Origin of the sequence: Sabulibacter ruber (genome assembly GCF_017355955.1) — a bacterium.
Taxonomy (GTDB): Bacteria; Bacteroidota; Bacteroidia; order Cytophagales; family Hymenobacteraceae; genus Nibribacter; species Nibribacter ruber_A.
In genome coordinates this window covers 1901767-1926295 of record NZ_JAFFID010000001.1, presented here as the reverse complement: position 1 = coordinate 1926295, position 24529 = coordinate 1901767, and the positions used below count along the sequence as shown (strand labels likewise).

Annotated in this window: 17 protein-coding genes; 7 read left to right on the top strand and 10 right to left on the bottom strand. The window is 51.6% G+C overall.

Annotated features, from left to right (window positions below; genetic code table 11):
* Window positions 1-51 precede the first annotated feature (51 nt).
* Window positions 52-1407, bottom strand: a complete 1356-nt coding sequence (locus JT719_RS07790) for an ammonium transporter (RefSeq protein ID WP_207432232.1) — start codon at window positions 1405-1407, stop codon at window positions 52-54.
* Between the two features lie 365 nt (window positions 1408-1772).
* Here JT719_RS07790 and JT719_RS07785 point away from each other — a divergent pair, with 365 nt between their 5' ends.
* Window positions 1773-2558 carry a thermonuclease family protein gene (locus JT719_RS07785; protein ID WP_207432229.1) on the top strand — a complete coding sequence of 262 codons (786 nt, stop codon included), beginning with the start codon at window positions 1773-1775 and terminating at the stop codon, window positions 2556-2558.
* 490 nt (window positions 2559-3048) lie between these two features.
* Here JT719_RS07785 and JT719_RS07780 read toward each other — a convergent pair whose 3' ends face one another.
* A complete protein-coding gene (locus JT719_RS07780) occupies window positions 3049-6717 on the bottom strand; it encodes an AAA family ATPase (protein WP_207432228.1) in 3669 nt (1222 codons plus the stop codon).
* A gap of 96 nt (window positions 6718-6813) precedes the next feature.
* Entirely contained in the window at window positions 6814-8004 is a 1191-nt protein-coding gene (locus JT719_RS07775; protein WP_207432227.1) for a hypothetical protein, read from the bottom strand.
* A gap of 599 nt (window positions 8005-8603) precedes the next feature.
* Here JT719_RS07775 and JT719_RS07770 point away from each other — a divergent pair.
* The 3 genes from JT719_RS07770 to JT719_RS07760 all read left to right on the top strand — a co-directional run bounded on the left by JT719_RS07770 (window position 8604) and on the right by JT719_RS07760 (window position 11719).
* Window positions 8604-9143, top strand: coding sequence for a YMGG-like glycine zipper-containing protein (locus tag JT719_RS07770; RefSeq protein ID WP_207432226.1), 540 nt, complete (start codon window positions 8604-8606; stop codon window positions 9141-9143).
* A gap of 132 nt (window positions 9144-9275) precedes the next feature.
* Window positions 9276-9740, top strand: coding sequence for a YybH family protein (locus tag JT719_RS07765; protein ID WP_207432225.1), 465 nt, complete (start codon window positions 9276-9278; stop codon window positions 9738-9740).
* Between the two features lie 260 nt (window positions 9741-10000).
* Window positions 10001-11719, top strand: a complete 1719-nt coding sequence (locus tag JT719_RS07760; RefSeq protein WP_242693101.1) for an alpha-amylase family protein — start codon at window positions 10001-10003, stop codon at window positions 11717-11719.
* Between the two features lie 250 nt (window positions 11720-11969).
* Here the strand turns inward: JT719_RS07760 and JT719_RS07755 are convergent, their stop codons facing one another.
* The 4 genes from JT719_RS07755 to JT719_RS07740 all read right to left on the bottom strand — a co-directional run bounded on the left by JT719_RS07755 (window position 11970) and on the right by JT719_RS07740 (window position 14490).
* Entirely contained in the window at window positions 11970-12296 is a 327-nt protein-coding gene (locus tag JT719_RS07755) for a HesB/IscA family protein (RefSeq protein WP_205499744.1), read from the bottom strand.
* Window positions 12297-12314: 18 nt separating this feature from the next.
* Complete coding sequence (locus JT719_RS07750) at window positions 12315-12719, bottom strand: hypothetical protein (RefSeq protein ID WP_207432224.1); 405 nt, start codon at window positions 12717-12719, stop codon at window positions 12315-12317.
* Between the two features lie 21 nt (window positions 12720-12740).
* Window positions 12741-13154 carry a Fe-S cluster assembly scaffold IscU gene (gene iscU / locus JT719_RS07745; protein WP_207432223.1) on the bottom strand — a complete coding sequence of 138 codons (414 nt, stop codon included), beginning with the start codon at window positions 13152-13154 and terminating at the stop codon, window positions 12741-12743.
* Window positions 13155-13275: 121 nt separating this feature from the next.
* Complete coding sequence (locus tag JT719_RS07740) at window positions 13276-14490, bottom strand: IscS subfamily cysteine desulfurase (RefSeq protein ID WP_278251836.1); 1215 nt, start codon at window positions 14488-14490, stop codon at window positions 13276-13278.
* Window positions 14491-14611: 121 nt separating this feature from the next.
* Here JT719_RS07740 and mce point away from each other — a divergent pair, with 121 nt between their 5' ends.
* The 3 genes from mce to JT719_RS07725 all read left to right on the top strand — a co-directional run bounded on the left by mce (window position 14612) and on the right by JT719_RS07725 (window position 19886).
* Complete coding sequence (gene mce / locus JT719_RS07735) at window positions 14612-15010, top strand: methylmalonyl-CoA epimerase (protein ID WP_205499747.1); 399 nt, start codon at window positions 14612-14614, stop codon at window positions 15008-15010.
* A gap of 397 nt (window positions 15011-15407) precedes the next feature.
* Entirely contained in the window at window positions 15408-18266 is a 2859-nt protein-coding gene (locus tag JT719_RS07730) for a fibronectin type III domain-containing protein (RefSeq protein WP_207432221.1), read from the top strand.
* 195 nt (window positions 18267-18461) lie between these two features.
* Window positions 18462-19886, top strand: coding sequence for a CCA tRNA nucleotidyltransferase (locus JT719_RS07725; RefSeq protein WP_207432219.1), 1425 nt, complete (start codon window positions 18462-18464; stop codon window positions 19884-19886).
* Between the two features lie 84 nt (window positions 19887-19970).
* Here JT719_RS07725 and JT719_RS07720 read toward each other — a convergent pair whose 3' ends face one another.
* The 3 genes from JT719_RS07720 to JT719_RS07710 form a co-directional block, all read right to left on the bottom strand.
* Entirely contained in the window at window positions 19971-20858 is an 888-nt protein-coding gene (locus JT719_RS07720) for a hypothetical protein (RefSeq protein ID WP_207432218.1), read from the bottom strand.
* A 168-nt stretch (window positions 20859-21026) separates the two neighbouring features.
* Entirely contained in the window at window positions 21027-21827 is an 801-nt protein-coding gene (locus tag JT719_RS07715) for a nuclear transport factor 2 family protein (protein WP_207432216.1), read from the bottom strand.
* 220 nt (window positions 21828-22047) lie between these two features.
* Window positions 22048-24528 carry a GIN domain-containing protein gene (locus JT719_RS07710; protein ID WP_207432215.1) on the bottom strand — a complete coding sequence of 827 codons (2481 nt, stop codon included), beginning with the start codon at window positions 24526-24528 and terminating at the stop codon, window positions 22048-22050.
* Window position 24529 lies beyond the last annotated feature (1 nt).

The following is a 24529-nucleotide window of genomic DNA, read 5'->3' as shown; positions in this document are numbered from 1 at the left end:
CACTTTTGGCTGTTTCTGGCCCGATTTCAGGAAACCAGTTCTAAAATAGAGTTACATCTTTTCGTCGTGCTGTGAAAGGTCAAGGCCAAGTTGCTCTTCCTCGCCAGACACGCGTAATGGTGAGATCAGGTCGGTTACTTTCAACAGAAGCCAGGAACCAACAAACGCGAAGATAGACACGCCAATGAGGGCGCCAAATTGGGCGATGAACAGTTTGGTTTCGCCAAAGAGCAAGCCTTGGTCCGCAATGGCGGGGTTCACGCTTTTGTTCGCAAACACACCGGTCAGCAGCATGCCCACCATTCCGCCCACGCCGTGGCAGGGGAACACATCCAGGGTATCGTCAATGCTGGTGCGCGAACGCAGGTCTACCAATAGGTTGCTGATGACCGCAGAGATCACGCCAATAGCAATGGAGTGCGGCATGGTTACAAACCCGGCGGCCGGAGTAATAGCTACCAGGCCTACCACTGCGCCAATGCAGGTACCCATTGCCGATGGCTTGCGGCCTTTCACGGCATCAAAGAAAATCCAGGCCAGCGCCGCCGCTGCCGAGGCGGTCATGGTGGTAGCCAGAGCCGTTGCGGCCAGAGAGTTGGCTCCCATGGCAGAACCGGCGTTGAAACCAAACCACCCAAACCACAGCAGACCGGTGCCCAGCAGCACAAACGTGATCATAGCCGGGGAGTGCGTGGCTTCGTTTCTTCTTTTCAGGAAAATGGCCGAGGCCAGTGCCGCCCAACCCGCCGACATGTGCACCACCGTACCGCCCGCAAAATCAAGAACACCCAGTTTGAACAAGATACCTTCTGGGTGCCAGGTGGCGTGCGCCAAAGGGGCGTAAATGAAAATGAAGAAAAGCAGGATGAAAACAGTGTAAGACGTAAACCGGATGCGCTCGGCAAATGCCCCGGTAATGAGGGCGGGCGTGATAATGGCGAATTTCAGCTGGAACATGGCAAACAAAGCCAGCGGAATGGTGGGAGCCAGTTCCCAGGGAGCGCCATCCAACACGTTCTGCATCATGAAAAACGTAGCCGGGTTCCCGAAAACGCCTCCTACAGAATCGCCGAAGGCCAGGCTAAACCCAAAAACCACCCAGATAACCGTGAGCATGGCCATACAGATAAAGCTCTGCAGCATGGTGGAGATCACGTTCTTGCGGTTCACCATGCCGCCGTAGAAAAAGGCCAGTCCCGGAGTCATGAGCAACACAAACGCCGTGGCGGTGAGCATCCAGGCCATATCCGCGGAACTCAGTTCGGCAGGCGAGGCTGCCTTGGGGATAGACGGGAAAACGAAGGTCAGTCCCACCACAATCACCAGCAAGATGAAAGGAATCTTGGACAGCTTAGTGACCGGTGGCGCTTTGGCAGGCTTAGAGGCCGTAGCAGTAGAAGTGATCATAAGGTACCTGAAATAATGTTTGTAAAAGTTTGGCAGTCTAATATGGTAAAGAATTTTCAATAATAAAACGGTAACATTGCAAAATGGATAACCAAACATGTTTGATGTTGAGAAATTTAAATCTTGCATTTTAATGAATCCTCAACCAGTGTTGTTGGCTGTATCCTTAGTCTGCCACTTTCATAAAAGGACCTAGGCTCATTTTAGAAATTCACAATTTTAAGATTTTAAGGGAAGGGTTAAAGTTTTTGAGAACATCTGGAGAACTTTAATAGTCAGAAAGGGCAGATTTCCTACCTTGGGTCTAAAGTCAATTGTTCGCTTTCTTCGTATCATCATCTAAACAACATATTTGCACTTACACTATGCGCTCACCCATCGCCTTCTCAAAAGCCTTGGTCTGGCTTCTTTGCCTCGGAATTCTGCTTGGCTGCCAACAAAGTAAGGATTATAGCCAAGAACAGAACCCAGCCAAAACGGAGGAACAAGCCACCGAGAACGGATACAAGGTCATTGCCATCAAAGACGGCGATACCGTAGAATTGTTGAAAGACGGAAAGCCCTTACGGGTAAGGCTGCAAGGCGTAGACTGCCCCGAAAAGAACCAGGATTACGGTACCCGGGCCCGTCAGTTTACCTCTGATCTGGTGTTCGGGAAGTTTGTGGAGCTGGTGGTGCAGGATGTGGACCGCTACGGCCGCACCGTGGGCGAGATCATTTTGCCCGATGGCCGGAGCCTGAACCAGGAACTGGTGAAAAACGGATTTGCCTGGCACTACACTGCTTACTCCAAAGACCAGGAACTGGCCCGCCTGGAAGCCGAAGCCCGCGCAGAGAAACGCGGACTCTGGGCCGGACCATCGCCACAGGCCCCTTGGGAGTTCCGCCAAAGCCGCCGCGGCAAGGGAGCCGCCTCTGAAGATGCAGACACTGAGAACGCCAGCAGTGCCTCCAAACAGACGTCTTCCCCTAAACCTTCTGCCATTACCAAAGGCGGAAAAGTGATGATCTGCCAAAGCAAAGGCTCCAAAACCTTTCACGTAGACAAAAACTGCCATCTGCTGGAGCAATGCAAAAGCACCATCACCTCTATCACTTTAACCCAGGCCCAAAAGGAAAGACGCACCCCCTGCAAAGTCTGCGCTGATTAAGCTAACCTTTGTTTTCAAGCTGATTTCTGAAAATGGGGTGAGAAACAGAGAGCCCCGTTGCTAGAAGAATTAGCCGAGATAAGAATACGAGCAGATACTGGCGCGAGTCTCCAGACTCGTGCTTACAGATAACGGGGAGTCTCTGACTCCCCTCGCTGCTGCCGCAGCGAAGCCAGTTTTGCTGAGGAACTATAGACCAGATGTACACCTGTACCTTCGTTTTCGGCTTACCTTTGGCGCCTTCTGAACCACATTTCCAGGTTGTGGTTCCCGGCGAGTCTGGAGACTCGCTTTATCCGGAGGCACGAGACTGAAGTCTCGCGCCAGTGAACTGGTTTGGTCTGATTTTAAGTAAAGCAGGTCTTAAATAGCTAACCAAACTGATGGGCGCTTCGGGGGAGAAGGAGCCATTACCGCTTAGTTGGAAGTAGGAAGCAGGCCATGAACCTGCATTTTAAGAGCTGCTGAAACTTACATAAACCTTTACAGATTACAGAGCCAGCACATTCCCGCTCACTACCCTGATCTCGCTGCGGCCGCCGGCCTGTTTCTCTACCACAATCTGCGTGCTGATGCGTTCTTTCAGTGCTTCTACGTGCGAGATAATACCAATCATCTTACCGCTGGCTTGCAGGCTTTCCAGGGCATCCATGGCAACATCCAGCGTGTCGGCGTCCAGCGTCCCGAAGCCTTCGTCAATGAACAGGGAATGAATCTGGGCTTTGTGGCTGGCCAGATCAGACAATCCGAGGGCCAGCGCCAGACTCACCAAAAAGCTTTCACCCCCGGAAAGGGAGTTAACTGACCGCACGGCATCGCCCTGGTAGGTGTCCAGAATCTGCAGCTCCAGTTCATTGTCGTTGCTTTTCAGGATGCGGTAGCGGTCATTGAGGTGGTGCAGGTGGCGGTTGCCCAGTTCTACCAACCTCGCCAGGGTGAGGCTTTGGGCGTATTTACTGAACTTCTTGCCATCGGCAGACCCGATGAGGTTGGCCAGCCGGGCCCAACGGGCTGCCTCGCCTTTCTGCACATCCAGTTGATGGGTGAGTTGGCGGTGTTTCTCCCGCAGATCAGTGTCTTGCTGCAACTGCATCTCCAATCGCCCTATCTGGGCCAGGTGCTGGTTCTTCTCTTCCTCCAGGGTTTGGATGAGCGGTTGCAGTTCTCCCAGCGTCAGCTCGGTGAGGTGCCGTTCTTTCTCGGTCTGGTACTCCGTGCGGCATTGTTGCAGGCTGTGCTCCAGCTGGGTCAGCGTTTTTTCCAGCCTATCCTGTTCTGTTCGTAGACGGCGGAATTCTTCTTCAGAAAGGAGCAAGGCCTGCAGCTCTGCGATGGACAAGTAGCCCAGCGGTTTGATTTTTTGCAACAGGGCCGTTTCCAATTCAGACTGGGCTTGGTTGTTAGTATGCTGCTCCTGCTGCTTGGTGGAGAGCTGGTGCGCCAGTAAGTTCAGTTGTTCCTGCTCCCGCTGCAAAGCGGTTTCGGTGGTTTGCAGCGTCTGAGCAGCCTGTTGCAAGGCTTGCTGTAAGCGATGCTTCTCGGTTTGCGGCTGTAAGCCCTCTGATAAAAGTACATAGCGTTGCCGCCAAAGTTCCTGCAAATGTGCCTTTGAGGCTTCTAGTTGTTCCTGGCGCTGCTGTAGTTCCTGCTGCTTCTCGCTCAGGGCTTTTTGGGTGTTTTCGGCTTCGGCTTTGGCTTCAGAATACTTGACCCGCAGCTCCGGCAATTGGGCCTTTTTCAACTCATAGGTTTGCCGCCGGTTCTCTAACTGGGCAATCAGGTCAGAGCCGTTGGTGCCGGAATAGGAGAGGCCGTAAGTAAGAAAGAAGGAGCCCAACGTTTCTGCAATGACTTTCTCCTGCTCCACTAAGTCGTCCAGTTCGGTTTGCAGGCGCTGCAGCTGGGCTTCGGTTTGGTGGCGTTTTTCGGCTGATTTTTCTAGTTCGTGCCGGAAACGCTGCTGCTCAGACAGCAGTTTCTGCTCGGCTTGCCGGGCATCATCGGTGCGGGTACGTAATCCGCGCAATGTTTCCAGCGTGGTGGTGGCTTGGTGCAGCTCGGTTTTACGGGCGTTCCAGTACAAGTCAATGGTGTCAGAAACGGCAATCTCGTGGGCAAGCGCAAGGGCCGTGTTCAGGTGGGCAAACTGGGTTTGCAGTTCCTTCGTCTGGCCTGTTATTTCCTGGATCTGCTCCTTTGTATGTTGCTCCGCCAGTTCCAGCCGATGCACGGCCGCCGCTTGTTCACGTTCCTGCCCGTCAATCTGTTGCACGCGTTGCTGCTGGTGCATAAGGTTCTGCTCGGCCTCAGACAAGGTCTGCGCCTGGTGGGTTTCCACGTAGGGGTGATGCGTGGAGCCGCAAAGCGGGCAGGGCTGCTCTGGTTGAAGTTGCAGGCGGGCTTCCTCGTACTTCTGGATCTGGCGCTGCAAATCAACAATCTGTTGCAAATCCTTCAGCTTATCCAGAGCCTGTTCCCGTTGGGTTTTCGTCTGCGTGAGCGCCGTGCGCTGCTGGTGCAGGTCTTGTGAGGTCTGCGCCAGTTGGCCTTGCAAAGCTTGCCGACGAGCCTCCAGTTGCAAATAACTTTTGCTCAAGCCCAGCTGCTTTTCCAGTTGGCTACACACCTGCGGTAACCGATGGCACAGCTGTTCCAGGGCCGCGGGTTCCTGGCCTTGCAGCGCCGCTCTGGCTTGTTCCTGCAGTTGCGTAAGCTCAGCTTGTTTTTCTTGTAGGCTTTTTTCCGTGGTCGCTAATTGGGTACGCCAGGTGGAAGCGTTCTTGGCTTCGTTTTCCAGAATCAAGCGGAAATCAACCTGTTCTTTTCTGAATTTGGTAAGTTGTTTCTGGGTCTCTTCCAGGTTCCGGAGTTCTGATTTGCCTTCGGGCAGGGTTTGGGACAGTTCCTCGTCTAAGGCGTATTGGCTCAGCCATTGTTTAAGTTGTTTGCCTTGTTCCTCAATTCCCCTGAACTCGGTCTGCTTTTGTTCCACCGTTCCCAGCAGTTGACGTACCTGGGCCTGAAGTTGGGCGGTGACCTGTTCGTCTTTGGCGAACTGGGTTTGTTGCGCAGCCAGGTGGGTGTCTTGCTGAAGCACCTGGTCTAAGCGGGGCTCGGCTTCTGTTAAGGTTTGTTGCGCCTGGGCGTGGGCGGCACGGGCAGACGTGGCAGCGGCGTTTTGGGTAGCTACCTGTTGTTCCTGCGCCGGAACCAGTTGCTTCAACTGCGAGACGGTTTTCGCTACGGTCTGGCCTTGGCGCTGGACCTCCGCCAAGCGCACCAGATCGGTCTGGAACGGTTGAGTCTGCTCATGGCGCTGTAGTTTCTCCTGCTGTGGTTTCCAGGCCTGTTGCTCTGCTTTGGCTGCGGTGAGCTGGGCTGCGAGTTGGTCTTCTTTCTTCGTTAGTTTCTGTAGATTCTCCAGCCACGCCTGCTGCAATAAGTGCTGCTGCACGTACTGGTGCGCCTGTTGGGCTTCGGCTTTCAGCCGATTTACTTCCTGCGCCAGGGCAGCCCTGTCTTCCTCAGTTAGCAATTGGTCCAGTTGCAGGCGCTGTTCAATATCCTGTAGTTTCTGGCGCTCGGCTTTGGCTTTCTCGTAAGCCGCCATGGAAATCTGGGAGTAGATGCGGGTATCGGTGAGTTTCTCCAGAAGTTCGCTGCGCTCGCTTTCGCTGGCCTTGAGGAAACGGGTGAAATCGCCTTGCGAGAGCATGACGGAGCGAAGGAACTGCTGAAAATCCAGTCCGCACAGGTCAATGATGCGCTGCTTGGTCTCAGAGAGGCGCGATTCCAGTATTTGCTGGGTGGCGGCATCCATCAGTTCCATCACAGGACTCTGCAGCTTACCGTCTGGTTTGCTACGGCTGCGGCGCAGGCTCCACTTGGCCCGGTAGCGTTTGTCCTGAGCCTCAAACTCCACCTCAGACCAGCACTCGCCGGTGTGGCGGGTCATGATCTCGGCCACATCGCGGCCGTGGCGCGGCACCTGCCCGTACAGCGCCACCGTAATGGCATCCAGGATGGTGGTTTTGCCCGCGCCGGTTGGTCCGGTAATGGCAAACAGCCCCGAGTCGCTCAGCGGCGATTCATCGAAACGGATAAGGTGCTCGCCCTGCAGCGAGTTCAGGTTAAAGAAACGAACAGAAGTTATCTTCACGGGAGTGGAAACAATGCGAGATAGTAAAGATAACAGTTTCTGAGGAAGGGGAGGTAGGCCAGGCCAGCGCTTTTCTTACGCCGCCAGCTTAAAATCTTACTCCAGTTCCAGTTGCGGGGCAAGCCGTATCTTCTTAACTGAGCCGATCAGTTCTGTGAGCAAACCAAAGTTTTCGTCTGTAGAGAGAATATCTTCCAGAATGATGCCGCTCCAGACCAGTTTTCTGTTGCAGTGGTCTACCCGGTTGAGCATGGGCACAATACTGCCCATGTACCTTTTGTAGAAACCTATGATATCGTCTAACCTATCGGGGAGTTTATAACCAGATTTTCCCTGGATGCTGGTGATGATCACGCCCAAATCCCGCAGATTTTGGATAGACTGCCGGAAAGCCCTTTCGTTGAACGATGGGTATTGTATCTGAACCCGCTCAATGATTTCATAAGTGCCTACCAGCCTGGAAGGGGCACTGCGGTGCACCATGTACAGATACTCCAGTACCGCTTTCGATTCTGGCGTCAAAGCTTTACGGCGGCTTCTGAGGACTTCAATGGCCGAGGCTTCGGCCAGTCTCTTCACCGTAGTATCCCGCTCTTTGTTCTCCTTGATATGGGCCAGGGAAAACTCGGTTTTCTCAAACGGCGCGAAATCAACGCTAAGGCGTTTGTACAGCAAATCAAAGAGTTCTTTTGACCGCGGATGCGAATGGCTGTTGCAGTAAATAAGGCCCAGGCACCCCGCCAGGAAGTTTGCCAGTTCCAGAAGCGGCTCTTCGGCTGGGTTATCTACAATAGTGTAGTACCTGTCTGGGTTGAAGAGGTCACGCTGGGTGGCCGTGGTGTTCAGGAAGGATTTTAGATCGGCCTGAAACTCAGGTTGCCCCAGCTGGTTGGCATAAATGGAAAACGAAGTAAAAACGGTTGGAAACTGCTTGATGAGGAGTTTAGAGAAAAACTTATAGAGAACTTCTTTGCGCTTCAGCCCCGGCCCGGCAAATTCTTTTTTGTTCACTACCAAGGCAAGCACATCAAAGTTCAGGGCCACCAACTCCTCCAGAACCTGCAACCGTTTTTTGAACCCTTTGGTATTATTGGGCAGACCGTTTGATGGAACGGGTTGCCCATTAAAGTATTTCTGGCTGATCAGATTTCTTACCTGGTACGCCTTTTCCAGATGGGCCTCATCCAGAATAAGAGTGGTGTACACAAAATGTGAGAACGAACTCTGCGGAGTTAACTCCGAATGTGTATTCCCAAACTCGTCAATGTAGATTCTCTTGTTTTGCATGGCTTACCAGATAAAACTTTTGCCTGAAGTCTGTTTTAAGCTCCTTTTTCCAAAATCAGCCAGAAAACGGAAGCGCTCCTTTTCTAATGCGTAATTCAATATACCAACTCATTTTTCTTTATGGGACCAATGTAAGAAGCTGGTAGAATAAGTTGCTTAAACAAGGTAAGCATTCAGCCAGGAAGCTGCAATAAGGCTTTCCCTCCCAGTTTAAACACCAAGCCGTTTTCAACCTTATTTTTTTGAACGGCTCTTATACTAGCAAATCATTAGAGCTGTTTTGCAACAAGTTCATTCTGGGTTGATGATTTCTTTTCTTCGCTTTCCTTAGGCAATCAAAATTTGGTACGCTTATTGTCTTTCAACTGGCAAGGCTCTCAGAAGGGAACGGATTTAAATATTAATGTATCTAAATATTGCAAAATCCGTTTGAGCACCTGAAGAGCGCCCGAAGTCTTTGAGAAGCAAGGCTTCAGTTTTTATTAAGTTCAAATTCTGTTCTGTGCCATGATTTTCAAAGTGTTTTTGGTTTTGGCACGGTAGTTGAATTAAAGGAAAACACAAGAGAAAAATTCAGAAGAACTCTAAAAAGTACTGTTATGAAAAAGCTAAGTTTGATATTCAGCCTGTTGTTCTTAGTGTCTGTTGCTTTCAATAGTGCCCAGGCCCAGGAGAGAAAAAAATGGAGCCCTCAAGCAAAAGGTGCGGTGATTGGAGCCGGTACTGGTGCTGCGGCAGGTGCTATCATCAATAAGAAAAACCGTGTGGTAGGCGGTGTTGTGGGAGGTGTTGTAGGTGGTGCCGCCGGATACGGTGTGGGTAAAATCATTGACAACAAGCGTAAGAGACAAGCCGCTGAAAGAGAGGCTGAGTTCAACAGAAACGTAGCCGCTAACAGAGCTTATGCCTATAGCTCTTCTTCTACCAACCGTTCATCTGGCTCAACCGCCAGAAAATCAAGCACTGCTGCTAAAACAGCTGCGGTTGCTGCTCCGGCGGCTGCTATGGCCTACACCGGATATACTGCCGGTCAGCCGCAGATCATGACAATGTCTAACCTTTCCTTCTTGCCTAACGAGCACTACGGTGACTATTCTAAGCCGTACGCAGATTCTGAATACAGAAGAAAAAGCTGGTAAGCTGGGCAGGAGCCAAAAATATAGAAGCCCAAGCCCTGAGCTTGGGCTTTTTTTATAAGAGGTTTAAAATATTTGAAACACCTAATATTCAAACTGAGTATGTGGGGTATTGATTCACTTAAATCAGAATGTATGAAATCGTCACTCGTCATGTTTGTGTTGGCTTTATTCCTGTTCTCGTGCTCTAAAACCGAGCAGAAAAAGGAAACCGTCAACGTGCAGCAACTGAACCAACAATTCATAGGTGCCTGGAACAGCAGAAACTCGGCTCAATTAGATACGCTTTTAGCAGAGGATGCCCACTTTGTGCAAGGCGAAGTACACTACAGCGGCCGTTCTGAAGTGTCGCAGAAATGGGTGCGGGAAACCATGGGAACCATTGAAAACCTGAAAATTTTCCCGGTAAGCTCCGCCTCTGATGAAAACATTGCCTTTGAAGGCGGAACCTTCACCGTTGACGTGATCCCCGCGGACCGTCAGTTGCCCCGGGGCGAGGGAGAAGGAAACTTCCTGCTCCTTTGGAAAAAGAACGACAAAGGCCTCTGGAAACTACACTACGCCCAACTGGAAGACCATCCGGTGCAGGTGAAGCAATAAAGATTTTTTAAGTTGGTTTTAGCAATGGTTACGGCTTGGGAATAATTTCCAAGCCGTTTTTTTATGTAGGCGAAAGTAGCCCAAAAACAAGCTCCCGTTTAAGACACAATTCTGGGAAAACAGACCTAAAACCCAGATTCTATGCGAGTCTGCCGTGGGAGTTGGGACGTGTGTACTTGTTTGAGGACCCGATGAAAAGAGACCAAAGCCCAACCTTCCCTTATTTAACTTGCGTTTAACGGCACGAAAGCAATTCAACCATGAAGAAATTCTACCGTTACTGCCCCCTTCTCTCATTACTCGTATTCGTTTCCTCCGCCTTTGCCCAGAACACCGCCCCTGACATCAATGAGGAACTATGGTATAAGAACAGCATCATCTATAGCCTGGAAGTAGGCACGTTCAAAGATAGCGACGGCAACGGCACCGGCGACTTTGAAGGACTGACCGGCCAGTTGGATTACCTCAAATCTTTAGGCATTGATGCCATCTGGCTCGCGCCGTTCCATACCTCGCCCAAGCTGGACGATGGCTATGACGTAGCCAATTACTATGACGTAGACCCGCAGTACGGCAGCCCCGGCGATTTTGCTGAGTTCATGTACCAGGCCAGCAAACACGGCATCAGGGTCATCATGGATTTGGTGCTGAACCACACCTCAGACCAACACCCGTGGTTTCAGCAGGCCCGCGCAGACAAAAACTCCAGGTACCGAAACTGGTATGTTTGGTCAAAAGAACGGCCAAAAGACTGGAACAAAGGCATGGCTTTCCCCGGGGTGCAGAAAGAAACCTGGACCTATGATAAGAAAGCCGGCGAATACTACTTCCACCGCTTCTATGATTTCCAGCCCGATCTGAATTTTGAGAACCCCGATGTGCGCAACGAGGCCCAGCGCATTCTGGGCTTCTGGATGAACCAGGGGGTGAGTGGTTTCCGGTTGGATGCCGTGCCGTTTATCATCGATTTACCCAAAACCAGCGCTGAAAAGCCCGAGCACATGTTTGAGCTGATCTCGGAGTTTCGGCGGTTTGTGCAGTGGCGCAAAGGCGATGCCTTGCTATTGGGCGAGGCCAACGTACTTCCCGACGAGAACAAAGAATACTTCGGCCAGAACGGTGACCGCCTGCACACCATGTTCAACTTCTACGCCAACCAGTATCTTTTTTACGTCATGGCGTCCGGTGATCTGGAGCCGTTCAGGAAAGCCCTGGTTGATACCAAGAAAATACCCGGTACCGCGCAATGGGCTTATTTCCTGCGCAACCATGATGAGATAGATTTGGGTCGACTCACCGAAGAGCAGCGTAACAAAGTCTACCAGGCCTTTGGTCCCGAGAAGAACATGCAGCTCTATGACCGCGGTATCCGCCGCAGATTGGCTCCCATGCTGAACAACGACCGCAAACGGATGGAACTGGCTTACAGTCTGGTTTTTTCTCTGCCCGGCACCCCCGTGATCCGGTACGGCGATGAGCTAGGCATGGGAGACGATTTGCGCCTGAAAGAACGCATTGCCGTGCGCACGCCCATGCAGTGGACAAACCAGAAAAATGCTGGCTTTACTTCCGCTGATAAACCCTTCCGGCCCATTATTGATAAAGAGCCTTTCAGTTACAAACAAATAAACGTTGCCACGGAGCGGCAAGACCCCAATTCCCTGCTCAACTGGACCGCCAAGCTCATCCGCATCCGCAAGGAATGCCCGGAGATTGGCCTTGGTAATTGGCAGTTAGTGGAGGTGGGTTCGCCTGAGGTGCTTGCCATTCGGTACAACTATCAAGGCAAATCGGTGATGATGGTGCACAACTTCAGCAAAGACCCGAAGCAGATTCGTATTCCCGCCCAGGCAGAAGGAGATAAAGAGCTCTTTAGCCTGACCAGGAACAACAAGCTAACATCTGCAAATGGTGGGTTTACTGTAGACTTGGAGGGTTACGGGTATAATTGGTTTAGGGTAGGAAGTGCTATTCGGTAAGATTTTCCTGCAGGTCTGGTGCGAGGGGTGATTGGTTTAGGGCATGGCGGCCAGAGGCCGCCCTGTTACTCACACTCGCCAGAGGCGAGCGAGGGATTGTTAACAAGTCGGTTCAAGCGTTTGCCTTCTTGGGAAGAAGAATCTGTAGGAGGTACTGGGAACCTAGTCAGCAAAGAAGATTCAGTTTATGCCGTATAAAGCAAAAAGGCACCGTTTTCGGTGCCTTTTTGCTTTATGATATTTTTGGTAATTACACAGAGAAGCTGTCGCCGCAGCCGCAGGTACGGCTGGCGTTGGGGTTGTTGAAGAAGAAGCCTTTGCCGTTCAACCCGTCAGAGAAGTCCAGCTCGGTGCCGGCCAGATAGAGGAAGCTTTTCATGTCTACCACTACCTTCACGCCTTTGTCTTCAAACTCCTGGTCCATGGGCTTCACCTCGTCATCGAAGTCAAGCTTGTAAGACAAACCGGAGCAACCGCCGCCGGCCACAGAAGCTCTCAAGCGGAAGCTATCGTCCAGGTTGGCGTCTTGCTTCAGCTTTACAACTTTTTCTTTTGCTTTATCAGAAACGGTAATCATACGCGTGTCCTTTCTTTTTTAGGAGACCGGGTTCAAAACCACACTGAAAACAGTAATAGTGTTGATATCGCGGCCATAATATAGTTTATCCAGGGCATCATACATGTTGGAAGCCCGGAAATAAGAGGTGTTCAACTCGCGCTCGCCCCGGGCCATCCACTGGATGGTGTAAGAGCTTTCCTGATCGCGGAACTGCCGCACGTAGTCCAGCATCTTCCGAAGGGCATCCACCCGATCATATCCCGTTACGGTATGGAACAGGAAAGACTGGTGGTGGCGAGGGTTCACCGTGATCAGATCCAAGCGCATCCGGTCTTCCATGGGGCGGAAGTCAAACAAAAGCTGACTTCCTTCCATGCCCAAATGGTCTTCAATCTGTTTCTGAATCCGCGCGCTCTCTACGTGCACGTTGGTTACATCCATGCGGGTAGCGCAGCGTTTGGATTAGTGGTGTGACTTAGCTTCTACCAATGGCTCCAGACCGTTTTTCACGCGGTAGTCATTGATAGCGGCTTTGATAGCATCCTCGGCTAATACAGAGCAGTGGATTTTCACCGGCGGCAAAGCCAGCTCTTCCACAATCTCCATGTTGTCAATAGACAAAGCCTCGTCTACGGTTTTGCCTTTCAACCACTCAGTAGCCAGGGAAGAAGAAGCGATAGCGGAACCACAGCCGAAGGTTTTGAACTTGGCATCAGTGATTACCTGGTTCTCATCCACTTCAATCTGCAGACGCATTACGTCACCACACTCAGGGGCACCTACCAGACCGGTACCCACGTTTGCTTTTGATTTGTCCAGCGTACCTACGTTGCGTGGGTTGCTGTAATGATCGATTACTTTATCTGAATAAGCCATAGCTCTTTTTAATTACGAATGAATAAGTATGAATTAAGAATTGGGGTTAAGTAACTAGTATATACGCTTTTAAGGCAAAGCTGATAATCCTTAATTACTAATTCCCAATTCCTAATTGATTTTAGTGTTCTGTCCACTCAACGGTGTTCAGGTCAATTCCTTCTTTGAACATTTCCCACAGCGGAGAGAGTTCACGCAGTTTGGCAACGGCCTCTTTCACGTGGCTGATGGCGAAGTCTACTTCCTCCTCGGTAGTGAAGCGGCTCAAGCCGAAACGCAGGGAAGAGTGGGCCAGGTCATCGTTCAAGCCCAGGGCTTTCAGCACGTAAGATGGCTCCAGGGAAGCAGAAGTACAAGCTGAGCCAGAAGAAACAGCGATGTCTTTCACACCCATCATCAGACCTTCGCCTTCTACATATTTGAAGGAGATGTTGCTTACGTGGGGCAGACGGTGCTCTTTGGAACCGTTCAGGTAAGACTCTTCAATCTGCAGCAACTCGTTCTCTAAACGGTCGCGCATGGCTTTGATGCGGGCAGTATCAGATTCCATGTCGGTACGGCAGATCTCGGCAGCTTTGCCAAGGCCTACAATACCAGGAACGTTCAAGGTGCCAGAACGCATGCCGCGCTCGTGTCCGCCACCGTCCATCTGGGCAGTTACTTTCACCCGTGGGTTCTTGCGGCGTACGTACAGGGCACCAACGCCTTTAGGACCGTACATTTTGTGACCAGAGAAGGCCATCAGGTCAATGCCGTCGGCTTCTACGTCAACCGGAATTTTACCTACTGCCTGGGTACCGTCTGTGAAGAACAGAACACCGTGCTTCTTGGCAATTCTTCCAATTTCTTTGATGGGCTGAATCACGCCTACCTCGTTGTTACCATACATGATGGAAATCAGGATGGTCTTGTCGGTGATGGCGGCTTCCAGTTCTTCTAAGTTAATCAAGCCTTCTGAGTTCACTTGCAGATAAGTTACCTGTCCGCCCAGTTTCTCAATGTGCTTGCAGGTATCCAGAACGGCTTTGTGCTCAGTAGTGGCGGTGATGATATGGTTTCCTTTGGAAGCATACATCTCAAATACCCCTTTGATAGCCAGGTTATCTGATTCTGTTGCGCCAGAGGTAAAAATCAATTCTTTTGGGTTGCAGTTGATAAGGGCCGCGATTTGCTCACGTGCATAGTCAACTGCCTCTTCGGCTGCCCAGCCAAATGGGTGGTTACGGGACGCGGCGTTCCCGAAGTGGTTGGTGAAATACGGCAGCATGGCCTCCAACACGCGCGGATCCATGGGCGTGGTGGCATTGTTATCTAAATAAATCGGAAATTTCAGCATCTTCGTCAGTAGTTTTCCTATGGTGTTGCTTATCAAAAAAACAGAATTTGTGTCCAGTTAGTTTGATTTGCACGCAAAAATACACAAAAATCGTCACTTAGAATAAGTTTAAATAGACCGTATGCATGTAGAACATATTGGCATTGCCGTGAAAAATTGCCAAGACGCCAACCAGTTGTTTGAAAAATTGTTAGGCGCAGCCCCTTACAAGAGCGAAAAAGTGGAAAGCGAAGCCGTGAATACCTCGTTTTTTCACGTGGGAAACACTAAAATTGAGCTTCTGGAGGCCACCGCTGAGCACAGCGCCATTGCCAAGTTCATTGAGAAGAAAGGGGAAGGCATTCACCACATCGCGTTTGAAGTAGAAGACATCGAAGCCGAGATGAAGCGCCTGCGAGAACAAGGTTTCCAGCTCCTGAACGAGGTTCCCAAACGTGGCGCTGATAATAAACTGGTGTGTTTTGTGCACCCAAAAACCGCTAACGGCGTGCTGGTAGAACTGTGCCAGGAGATCAAATAAATACCTTTTTAGGCGTTTTAAGGCTGTTTTTCAGAAACCCGCTTTAAAACAGGAACCAGCTTGCCAAGCTAAAAGGCTTCTGAAGTAAACCTCAAGCAGGTTGCCAGGAAGGGTAGAAGGAACTGGGTTAGGTATCCACTGAGAAGTAGCATGGGCAGCCTTTCCTGCTTTCCTGGAGGATACCAGGTGAGAATTAGGTAAATGGTCTCTGTTGAGCCTTCCGGAAAAGCCCATGCTTCTAAGTTCACCCGGTTTTAGGGCTGTTTTTACAGAAACAGTCCTAAAACCGGAAAAAGCAACCTACTCTTCTACAGCCTGAACCTGAATATTCATCCCTTGCTTCATAGGGGAAGGCGGCTCCATTTCAGTCCTATCTATATTGATAGAATTGAATGTTATGCCGCTCCTACTTTCTTCCCCTAACCCAGCCGCTAAGTATGACCTGTTGTGTCTTGCTACGGCGTTTTTCCTGCTCATTTTTTCGTTCGCGGCCAAAGCCCAGGTAATAGACCAATCTTTCCAGTTACCCCAGATCCTCACCAACAGCACCGTGTCTTCCATGACCAAGCTACCCGATGGCAAAGTGCTGCTTCAGGGGAATTTCACGGTAGTCAACGGGAGCCCTAAAATAAGGATAGCTCGCCTGCACGCAGACGGCAGCCTGGACCATAGCTTCTCCGCCGATATCAGCAAGTTCAGGGTAGACGCCGTGGCCGGACAGCCCGACGGTAAATTATTGCTGGGTGGCGCTTTAGAGAAGGAAGATGGGCAGGTGAAGTATGTCATTATGCGCCTGGAGGAAGACGGAAGCCCAGAACAGGGGTTCCAGATTGAACTGGAAGCGGCAGATAATGGGTACTTTCTCACCACCATTCTGGTGCAGGAGGACGGCAAGATTCTGGTAGGAGGCTCTGTAAAGGCAAAAGGAGCAGCGCGCAAAGGAATCATCCGCTACCATAGCAACGGCTCGCTGGATACCTCTTTCAACTTTGGGCTGCCCGAAGTGCCGAGGTTAGACCCTGAGTATTACGTGATGACGCTTGCCGAGCAAAAAGGGAAGGGCATTCTGGTATCGGGTACTTTTGTGAAGTATGACGATCCGGGGCTAATCCGGATAAAGACCAATGGTGATCTGGACCAAACCTTTTCTTCCAACGTGATGAGTGGGGTGGTGAAATCCATTACCGTTCAGCCCGACGGGAAGTTTTTGCTGAGGCCTTTGCTCCTGGATGACTCAGAGTACGATTATATTCTGGGCAGGCTCAATGTTAACGGAAGTGTAGACGCCAGTTTCCCGTTGATCAGGGAATACAGCAATTTTCATCACAATTATTTGTACGCCATGTCCCTGCTGCCAGATGGCAATATCCTGGTAGGGGGTACTTTCAAATATATCAATGACCAGGCCGTAAGTAACCCGGTTTTAAAGCTGACCTCCACCGGCCAGGTAGACCAAAGTTTTACCTTCAATAAGGCGGCTACCGGTATCACTTCTCTGGTGAATTTAGCTGATCAGAAATTCCTGCTGGCTGGTAACCTGACCAAATCACAGACAGGAGAATATGTTCATCTGCTGCGGTTTACCGGCAATGGAGCAGAAGATGTTTCGTTCCAGACGGAGGTTCACCACGAGGCCAGCACCAATTTTCTCAGGCAGGCAGACGGAAGTTTGTTGCTGTACGGGACCTTCAGCAAGGTGGCTGGGATAAAACGCGATGGCTTAGCCCGCATCCTGCCCAGCGGAGCTTTGGACCAGGAATTTGCTCCCACGTTTGGTGGCTCCCCTAACACGGTCATCAGTGCGGTGGCCCTGCAGGCCAATCAGAGCATCTTAGTTGCCGGTAACTTCACTACCGTAAACGGGGCTAGTCATAAAGGCCTGGTCCGCTTGAAGCCAGACGGAACGGTTGATCCTTCTTTCAACGCTGGTATCAACCAGAACCTTGAGAAAGCTCCCACTATTGGCGCAGTGGTGGTGTTGCCTTCCCAAAAGATTGTCATGTACGGGTTCTTTGAAAACATACGTGGGGTGAGCAGGCCGGCTTACGTAAGGTTGAATGCAAATGGCACCGTAGACGAAGAGTTTGAATTCAACGCAGGCGAAGCCAGAAGTGTAGTCCAGATGTTGCCCGCTCCCGGCACAGAAGGAAAGCTCCTTATTCGGGGTTTGATTGTGTTCAAGGATGAAATGAACAAGCCCATAGCCAGTAAGAACATCTTCCGGTTGAACGCAGATGGTTCCTTAGACCAAACCTTTCAGTTAGATGACCAGGTGTATGACGCCCATACCAACCTGGCTATCCAGCCCGACGCGAAAATTCTGGTAACAGGTAAATTCAGGAATTCGGGGGGCTATCGGTTGTACCGGTATTCTTCTGAAGGCGTGCTGGAGGCAAACTACCAGGTAGGGGTAGCCAACTCCTCTCAGGCGCTCACCAGCATTGCCCCTTTGCCTGACAACTCGGTGCTGCTAGGCGGTTATTTCACCGCGGTGAACGGGGTGAATAGAAACCACTTGATCAAACTGGACCCGCAGGGAGCCGTAGTGCCAGACTTTGACGCGCACCTGTCACCAGAAGCGTTTGTGAACGGCATTGTGTACACGCCCAACCAGGAGATCCTTCTGAAGAAAACGAATGTGTCTTATGTGACCCCAACGCTGCAGCAGGTACAAAAACTGATCTTTGGAGCATCGCCGGCCCCGGTATTGCCTGCCTCACCGGTAAATCTTACTGCCTCGGCCAGTGCTTCTACACAAGTGACCTTGAGCTGGACCGATGTAGCCTCCGATGAAACAGGCTATGAAGTGGAAGTGGCTGCTTCTGAGAACGGTCCTTTCAAATTACTGACCACCACGCCCCTGAATGCGACTTCCTACAGCCATGCGGGCCTGCAAAAAGCGGCTACGTATGTGTACCGGGTAAGGGCAAAGAAAGGCTCCCTTTTCTCTAAGTACAGCAACAAGGCCACCGTCACGGTTACTTCCATCCCTGGAGAGACGCCGGTGGCAGAGGTGAACCTGTATCCTAATCCCAATGCCGGGGAGTTCTTCCTCACGGCACCTGACCTGGAAGGTACCTCGGTGCGGGTGCAGATTTTTGCCAGTTCTGGGAAACAGGTGTGGAATCAGGAATTGCCTGTCAGGGGCAAACGGTTGCAGGAGCGTATGGCGCTGCCAAAACTGGGGGCGGGTTTATACATTCTGCAGCTTCACACCTCTAAGGGTTTAACCAAGCACCGGCTGGTGATCCAATAACGAGAGCAAGCCATCCACCAGGTGAACCGGAAAGCACTTTCCTGTTTTAAGGCAGTTTTGGGTAAATCGGCTTTAAAACAGGAAAGACTTGGGTTTGCCAAAGGCTTGAGGTTCCGTTACCTTTGCAGCCCGGTTTCTGCTGTAGTCCTTCTCAAGAAGGTATTGCGTATAGAAACTGTTGATGCGCTGTAGCTTATGACCACTGATATCATCCTTCCAGACCGTAAAGTTTTCTCCCTGGTAGCCGAATCGGCCCGTGAACTGAATACGCAAGCCTACGTGATTGGCGGTTTTGTGCGGGATCTGGTTTTAAAACGGCCCAGCAAAGACATTGACGTGGTCTGCATTGGCAACGGCATTGAACTGGCGCAACGTGTGGCCAGCAAACTGCCCAACAAGCCCAAAGTGGCCGTGTTTAAGAACTTCGGAACGGCCATGTTGAAGACCGATGATGGCTGGGAAGTGGAATTTGTGGGCGCCCGCAAGGAATCATACCGCTCAGACTCGCGCAAGCCCGAGGTGGAGCAGGGTACGCTGGAAGATGACCTCAACCGCCGCGATTTCACCATCAACGCCATGGGCATCAGCCTCAATGAGGACACCTACGGGCAGCTCATTGACCGGTTCGATGGCATGAAAGACCTGCGCCGCAAGAACATCAAAACGCCGCTGGAGCCGGGCATCACGTTCTCAGATGACCCTTTGCGCATGATGCGGGCCGTGCGCTTTGCCTCGCAGCTGAACTTTGATATTGACCCCGATACCTTTGATGCTATTGCCGAGAACAAGGAGCGCATTAAGATTGTGTCGCAGGAGCGGATCACGGACGAGCTAAACAAAATCATCCTGTCTAAAAAGCCTTCTTACGGGTTCAAGTTGTTGTTCCAGTGCGGGCTGCTGCACCTCATTTTCCCCAAGATGGTGAAGCTGCACGGCGTGGAGACCATTAACAAGAATTCGCACAAAGACAATTTTTACCACACGCTGCAGGTGCTGGATAATGTGGCCGAAGTCTCGGATGACCTCTGGCTCCGCTGGGCCGCCATTCTGCACGACATCGCCAAACCCGAAACCAAACGCTACAACGATAAAGTGGGCTGGACTTTTCACGGCCACGAGGACCGCGGTGCCCGCCAGGTGCCCAAAATCTTCGCCGATCTGCGCCTGCCCCTCAACGAGCACATGAAACAGGTGCAGAAACTGGTGAAGCTGCACTTGCGCCCCATTGCGCTGGTGAAGGAAACAGTGACAGATTCTGCGGTGCGCAGGCTCCTGTTTGAGGCCGGCGATGACATTGATTTGCTCATGCAACTCTGCAAAGCCGATATCACCTCCAAGAACCACGACAAGGTGAAGCGGTATCTGCAGAATTTTGAAAAAGTAGAGCAGAAACTGCGCGAGGTAGAGGAGAAGGACCAACTGCGTAACTTCCAGCCGGTCATCTCCGGCGACCTGATCATGCAGACCTTCGGGATTTCACCATCCAAGGAAGTGGGCATCCTGAAGAACGCCATCACCGAGGCCATCCTGGAAGGTGAGATCCGGAACGAGTACGACGAGGCCTTTGCGTTCCTGCTGGCGCAGGGGAAAAAGCTGGGATTGCAGCCGGTAGAATCCTGACGTTCAGATTAGATAAGATAAAAACTGAGAGCGCCGTTTTGGAGTCCTTTTCAAGAAAGAAGGCCCAAAACGGCGCTCTCAGTTTTACTTTTTCGCTACGGCGTTGACGGCGCATTTGATGGCTTCGGCTTGCATGGGCACGTGGTTTCTGCCTACTACGGCCAGCACCCGCTCGCCTCTGAGTACCGCCTCAGACAGCAGCCGGTACATGTGGGCGTTTCGGTTCTCACTGCTCTGGCGGTTGATGTCGTTGGTGAATTTGCCGCCGGTTTTCTGGCTGTCTCCTAGTGGGTCAAACCAGGCGGTAGGGGCTTCCCACCAGTTGGCCGGGGCGGTCCAGTGTTTCTGGTAGGCCACCTGCAAAGCGGCAATGTCTGGTATCACTTCGTCAAAACCTTTGATCATGGTGTTGGCTTTCTGCAGCAACTGGTCGATGGCGGTTTTCAGCTGTTCCTCGTTCAGGCCCTTGCGTTCGCGCAACCGGCTGGCTTCGCGCAGCACAAAGAACAGCTTGATCTGCTCCTTGCTGAACTTTCCAGATTGTACAAGTTTGTCTATCTCTTCCTGCGGTGACATTTCCAGCGTCATGGTTTTGACTCCGTCGGCCTGAGCCAGGAAACGCACGTAGCCAGATTCTCCTAATTGTTTGATGGTTTCTTCCTCGGTGGCGGCAACGCCTCGGTTGGGACCTTCAAAAAAGGCGAGGGTGGGTTTCAGTGTGTTCCAGGACTGTTTGATCTGGGCGAACTGTACGTGGGTAGGGTCTGTGCTGTGGCTGGCGCCGATGTACTGGAGGCTTCCGCCCGATGGACCTTGCAAAGTCAGGCTCCACTGCGTTTTTGGGGTTTCTTTCCAGTTTTTGTAGGAAAGCAATTTGGTGTCGCAGGAGGACTGGTTTACGGTTTGGCTGAAGCCCAGGAAAGGCATTGATGCAAAAAATAAGACAATGGATTTCTGGATGAAAGTTTTCATAGTTTTATGGAAGGTTCTTACTGATTCAAAGGACAGATTGGGCATGCGCCTGCCGTTCTGTTTAAAGACAGTTTTGGTGAAAACAGCCCCTAAACGGTTATTGAAAGTTTAGCTTAGAATAGATTGATGATGCTGCCTGAGCTGAGGCGAACATCTTATAAAGCTGGGCTATTTTTTCTGGTGCAGAACCGCTTCCTCTACCACGTTGCCGTTCTCCCTTACTACCATTTTGGAAGCAGCTTTTCCGTTGCCTGAGATGAACTCGAAGGTTAGATCACGCTCCCTGGCGAAGAACCGGTTTTGAGTTTCAGGGTGAAGGGCTATTTTCTGGTGGTTGGTGAGCAAAATCAGCGCGGAGTCTTCCTGTTGGATGGTCAGCCTGCCGGCGGTAGGACCGTCGTATTCCCCAATAAACTGACTTAACATGCCCACCGGCAAACTGATGGCTTTTCTGCTGTTCTGGTACGGAGCGGGGCCGTGATCATAACTGAAAACCCGGGCCATTTTCCAGGTGTTGTCTTGCAGCAGCCACAGGTTAGCGAATTTGGCAACTCCGGCCAGAAACTCTTGCTCGCCTTTTTGCTGGTTGTAGAACAGGTGATCGCCAGAGATGATAACGCCGTACAGTTCGCCCGCTTTGTACATGGGAAACACCTTGATGGTTTCTGCAACGGCTTCTCTTCTTACTTTGAAGTTCTCATTACCGCACAGGTTGTTCGCCACGCTGGAGATGAAGTTGGCTTTGCCCAGAGTGATGCCGCCTTTGTCATGGAAAAACTCCAGGTCATCGGCTACAAAGTTTTCCATGGTGGCAAGGTCGCAGAGGTTGTAGGTAGACCAGAAAATGCTGTCCAGGTGGAGGAGGGTTGTGGTGCTGGGGTCTTGTTGCGGTTGGGCTTTGGTTTGGGAAAAAGAGCCCAGAAACAGGAGCAGCGCCAGGCTGGCCACGGTGGTAAAGGTTGTTTTCATGGGAAAAGGGATTGAGAGGAAAACAATAAACAACTCTCAGGAAGGGACGGCCGAACGGAAGGAGGGAATTCAGCGCTAGAAGGGGAGGGGAAAGAAAGGAGGACTTTGCCAGCAGCGCGTCCTCCCTGAACAAAAGCATCTCTCAGAAATCCAACAAAGAGAGCGCTTTGGCATCGTTTGTTTCGGGCCTGTTTTACCAAAAACAGGCCCGAAACCGTTTTTATTGGCGGCGGCTGATGTGGGAACCGCCAGATTGGTTCATGTCTACATCCTGCACCTCGCCTAAGTACTCAATGGTGCTGGCTCCGCTGGCCTCGGCCCGAAGGTGTTCTTTCACGTTCACCACGCTTTCGCTGGCCCCGCTCACGTCTACTTGGGCGCGTTGGGAAGTCAGGCGAGAGGCGTCAACGTCGCTGGCTCCGCTTCCGCTTACCGAGAGGTCATCGGCGTGGCCTTTCAGCACGGCTTTGGCGGCTCCGCTCAGGCTAAGTTCCAGACGACCGGTGCTGATGTTGATGGCCACTTCGCTGGCGCCGGACTGCTTCAGGGTGAAGTTGTCTGGGGCAAACCCCATGATCTCGGCTTTGGCGGCTCCGCTCAGGTCAACCAGAGACAGATCAGGCATTTCCACTTCAATAAGCACCGGCTTGCTGTTAGAATCCCACCAGCTCATGAACTCGCGGTCGCGGGTAATTTTAAGCACACCGTTCTGTACGCGTATCTGCAGTTTGTCCAATTCCTTGTTGCTGCCGGTAACCCGCACGTGGTGCCGGAACGACTGCCGAATTCTGAGGTGGTACCCGCCTCCGGCCTCTACCTCGGTGAAGTCACGCACGTTGTAGATTTTGGAGGTGCCTCGGTAATCATCGTCCAGGATGGCAAGCTCATCGTCTAAGCCGCCGGCTGGGCGTCTGGTTCTGTTAGCACCGGCGGTGGTATCCACCACGCTGCAGGTAAGGCACACCAGGCGGCCTTCTCTCATTTCCCAGGTGTTGTTTGCCACGTCCTCTGAGTAGTAGCTGCCGTTGGTAACCTGGTATGAGTAGTGGTCGGCAAAGCCTTCTGAGAAGCGCAGTTTTTTCCCGTTTGGTACCATGATCTTGAGGTCCATGTACTGGTCCCGGAAAACGGCGCTCGGTTTAAAGGTAAAGGCATCGTCAAACCTGATGACAGAGTCTTGCTGCACCATTTTGTAGGAAATCATGCGGGCGTTTCTGATCGCGTCTTCTTCGGTGATACCTTTTGATTTGTAGGTCTGGATAACCCTGATATCGGTACCGTTATAGCCTTCCAGCGAGACGTTCATGCGGCCATGGGCGTATCTGTGCGAGGTATCTCTGATGTTGAACACCATGGTGTCATAGTTGGCCGGGAAGTTCTGCTCAGCCGCGTACTCACCAGACTCCTGGAAATAGCGGGTGGTGAGCGTGATGCCGGTGATCAAAGCGGCCACTGAGAGCAACCAAATCCCCAGCATTGACCAACCTACCGCTGGTCTCAGGAAGAACTTTTTTGCCAGCAAGCCAACGCCTAACAGGAAGAGAAGCAAGGTAGGGATGATGCCGGTGAAGAAACCTGCCCACACCAACCAGGAAGGAACCGCATTGAAGAACGCTGAGGCGGGGATGTCGCCCATCTGGAAGTACTCAGGCTGCTCAAAGACGCCTAACCCAATCATCAGGGAAACCAACAAGGCAATCATAAAGGCTCCTGACACTACCATCATGAGCAGGCCGGCAAACACCCGCACCAGCACCACTACGGCACCAAGCACTGGACGCAGCACCCTGGACAAGGTCTGGATGATCTGGGAAGCCAAACGCACCGGGAACAACAGGACTTTGGCTAAGGTGCTCTCCTGCCCGTTAGCGTCCTGCATGTTCAAGCTGTTTTTAACCGATTCTTCTATACTGGAGAGCGTGACGGGGTTTCCCTGCATTTGCACCCGCTCTGTTATGGTTTTGGCCTCAGGAACGGCAATCCAGAGAATGATATAGGCAAACAAGCCTACCCCACCCATAAAGAACGACACCAGAAAAAGTAACCGAATGATGGCCACATCGGTGCCAAAGTAGAGGCCTATCCCGCTGGCTACGCCCCCCAGTTTCTTGTCTACCGGGTCTCTGAACAGCTTTCTGACCGGTATCTCAGGCATGCCCTCATTTTTGGGCAAGGCAATCCAGCAGATGACGTACAGGATAACCCCAAACAAGGTGATACCGCCCGTAAAAGGAACCCCAATCACCAGGAACACAAACGCCAGTCTGATCCAGAGTGGGTCTATCTGCAGATAGTTCGCGATACCGGCGGCTACCCCTGCTATCACTTTGCGGTTTACATCACGGTACAGGCGTTTCTGGGTACCGGTTGTGGCCTCAAAAGGAGGAGGTGTAGTGCTGTGGCTATGGGCAGAAGCGGGTTCTTCTTCTGGTTCCACCGTGGTTTCAAAGTCGGTGATGGTACCCATCTGGGTGATGAGCGCCTGCACGTCTTCGCGGGTGATGACCTGTTTGCCTGGGTTCAGGCGAGAAAAGAAGATCTCCGCTATGCGGGATTCAATGTCTGCCACAATCTCTTCGTGCCCCTCATACGTGGAGAAGTACGTCTTTATGGCGGCAAGGTACTGGCTCAACATCTCGTAGCCGTCTTCCTCCACGTGGAAGATCATGCCTTGCAGGTTGACACTTATGTTCTTTTTCATG

What these genes read in the sequence shown, in the direction of transcription:
- JT719_RS07725 (WP_207432219.1), top strand. Translation starts at nt 18,462, where the DNA reads ATGACCACTGATATCATCCTTCCAGACCGTAAAGTTTTCTCCCTGGTA.
- JT719_RS07775 (WP_207432227.1), bottom strand. Translation starts at nt 8,004, where the DNA reads ATGCAAAACAAGAGAATCTACATTGACGAGTTTGGGAATACACATTCG.
- JT719_RS07730 (WP_207432221.1), top strand. Translation starts at nt 15,408, where the DNA reads ATGCCGCTCCTACTTTCTTCCCCTAACCCAGCCGCTAAGTATGACCTG.
- JT719_RS07740 (WP_278251836.1), bottom strand. Translation starts at nt 14,490, where the DNA reads ATGCTGAAATTTCCGATTTATTTAGATAACAATGCCACCACGCCCATG.
- JT719_RS07710 (WP_207432215.1), bottom strand. Translation starts at nt 24,528, where the DNA reads ATGAAAAAGAACATAAGTGTCAACCTGCAAGGCATGATCTTCCACGTG.
- JT719_RS07765 (WP_207432225.1), top strand. Translation starts at nt 9,276, where the DNA reads ATGAAATCGTCACTCGTCATGTTTGTGTTGGCTTTATTCCTGTTCTCG.
- JT719_RS07750 (WP_207432224.1), bottom strand. Translation starts at nt 12,719, where the DNA reads ATGGATGTAACCAACGTGCACGTAGAGAGCGCGCGGATTCAGAAACAG.
- JT719_RS07770 (WP_207432226.1), top strand. Translation starts at nt 8,604, where the DNA reads ATGAAAAAGCTAAGTTTGATATTCAGCCTGTTGTTCTTAGTGTCTGTT.
- JT719_RS07760 (WP_242693101.1), top strand. Translation starts at nt 10,001, where the DNA reads ATGAAGAAATTCTACCGTTACTGCCCCCTTCTCTCATTACTCGTATTC.
- mce (WP_205499747.1), top strand. Translation starts at nt 14,612, where the DNA reads ATGCATGTAGAACATATTGGCATTGCCGTGAAAAATTGCCAAGACGCC.
- JT719_RS07790 (WP_207432232.1), bottom strand. Translation starts at nt 1,407, where the DNA reads ATGATCACTTCTACTGCTACGGCCTCTAAGCCTGCCAAAGCGCCACCG.
- iscU (WP_207432223.1), bottom strand. Translation starts at nt 13,154, where the DNA reads ATGGCTTATTCAGATAAAGTAATCGATCATTACAGCAACCCACGCAAC.
- JT719_RS07755 (WP_205499744.1), bottom strand. Translation starts at nt 12,296, where the DNA reads ATGATTACCGTTTCTGATAAAGCAAAAGAAAAAGTTGTAAAGCTGAAG.
- JT719_RS07785 (WP_207432229.1), top strand. Translation starts at nt 1,773, where the DNA reads ATGCGCTCACCCATCGCCTTCTCAAAAGCCTTGGTCTGGCTTCTTTGC.
- JT719_RS07715 (WP_207432216.1), bottom strand. Translation starts at nt 21,827, where the DNA reads ATGAAAACAACCTTTACCACCGTGGCCAGCCTGGCGCTGCTCCTGTTT.
- JT719_RS07720 (WP_207432218.1), bottom strand. Translation starts at nt 20,858, where the DNA reads ATGAAAACTTTCATCCAGAAATCCATTGTCTTATTTTTTGCATCAATG.